This is a genomic window from Microcoleus sp. B4-C1 (assembly GCF_036705285.1).
Taxonomy (GTDB): domain Bacteria; phylum Cyanobacteriota; class Cyanobacteriia; order Cyanobacteriales; family Microcoleaceae; genus Microcoleus.
Map to the genome: position 1 here is coordinate 1 of NZ_JAUBUC010000201.1, position 2,030 is coordinate 2,030.

Here is a 2,030-nt window from a genome sequence, read left to right on the forward strand (position 1 = left end):
TCAACAACCGAAACAAAACAAGGCACATCAATAGCAGCAGCCTTCGTCACAAACACCATCTCCCAAATGTGGGCAGCCAACCCATCACTGAACCGCCAACAAATCAAAAACATCCTCCTAAAAACAGCCAGCGACATCGACGTACCAGGATGGGACGAAAGAACAGGATACGGAATCTTAAATCCCCAATTAGCAATTGCTACCGCCACAGAAACAATCCCCGCAATACCAGTATTAGCAGCCACCAAACAATTGACAAAATCGCTGATTGATGCCGATGCAAATGTCAGTAACTCTCCGAATAGTACAGCCAAACCCTCAGAAAGACCGACCGCAACCAACGCCCCAGGCACACCAAAAACTACCAGCACCTCAACCGGAGACTACAACTCTGGCACCAGCTCTTATACCACAGAATTAGCGCCATATACAACTACCTCTACCAGTAGTTCCAACGGCACAACCATCACCAACTCTCAAACCAATAGCAACTTCTCAAACACCGAATCAAGCTGGGATCAAAACGCCGTCAACACCAACAGCAAGAGCAACTCTTTTAACGAATCAACCAGCGATTCCAGCACAAATGCGGCTACCTACACCAGCAAAAACTTTTCCCAAAACTCAGTCGAAAACACAAATCAATCGCAGCAAAACTACAGCCGAGTTAAATACGAAGGCACTCGCAACGACCAAAGCTCATATCTTCAAAAATCCCGCTCTTCTAGCAATTATACCAGTCCCGAACAAACTACAAACACCACTGCCGACAGTTACCGAAACAGTTTTTCCCAATCAGACAGTCAATACGGAACCGACTATGCAATTAATAACGGCAACCGCCAAGACGATTGGGGGTCAAAATCAACTTCAACCACTCACTATACTAGCAGCACCGGAAGTTCTCTCAACAACAGTTTAACTCAAATTCAAGGCAAAGCCGATTGGACGAATAGCAGCAATGGTAATAGTTCCATCAACACTCACAGCGGGGAAGAAAGCCAAGTAAATAGCTCGAACTATGAGAGTAGCAGTAGCAGCGGTTTTTACAAAAATGGCAACAGCAGCGACAACTATTCAGTAATCAATTCAACTTGGGACAACACTACAACTGATGGCAAAACAGTCGGCAGCAACAGCCGCGATACTTATTCAGAAGCCAATAGTAATTATCACAGCAGTTACGATGACGGCCAGTCAAAAAATACCAGCAATCAATCCACTTACACGGTCAATCAATCTCAAGAAACCAACAGCAGCAACGGCCCCTCATACTGGCACAACAACCGCAATAACAATTATTCTGTCAGTCAAGGGAATGACACGCAAAATTACAAAAACGGGCCGTCAACTAGCAGCCACAATCGGGATACTTATTCTCTCAGTAAGTCGAACTCTTCCAGCAGCAACAGTGAGGGCAAAGTCAGTTCTAAAAACTCACAAGAAAACTACTCCGAAAATCATGCTCAGTGGGAGAGCGAGTATAATGCTGATACTTATACTACTCAAAGTAACAGTGACGAATCCACAATAACAGCTACCAAAAGTAACAGCAGCACCTCGGGCAGTAATTCCACCTCATCTAACAGTAGCGACACCTCCCGTACTTGGAATTCACAGACAGTTACAACTTATAAAGATGGCCAAAGAACAGAAAATGGCAGTTCGAGTTACGAGAAATGGTCGAGCGAAAGCACTTACGATAGTAACGGCGTAGCTAGTTCGGTGTCCAAGTATTCTAGCTGGAGTGAGAGTTACAGCAAATCTTATTTTAAGGGAGGTTACAGTTGGACGGAAACTGTGAGCGGTTACGACTCAGAATCGGTGACGAAAGGGGGTGTCTATACGAGTAATGGCAGCAGTTGGAGTTGGACTCGCAGCGGGACAGTATGGGATGATGGTCGGAATAATTGGAGTGAAAGTTGGTCGAAGTCTAGTTGGAAGGATGGGGAGTATTTGCCGGGTGAATATGAGGTGACGGGGGGGTCATTTCACCCGGAAGGAACTGGGACGCAGATGAATAATTTGCC

The 2,030-nt window shown here is 45.6% G+C and carries 1 protein-coding gene; it reads left to right on the top strand.

Going from position 1 to position 2,030, the window contains the following annotated elements; all coding sequences use genetic code 11:
• Nucleotides 1-2,030: hypothetical protein (locus QUB26_RS31620; protein ID WP_333321256.1), on the top strand; the 2,030-nt coding region annotated here is incomplete at both ends.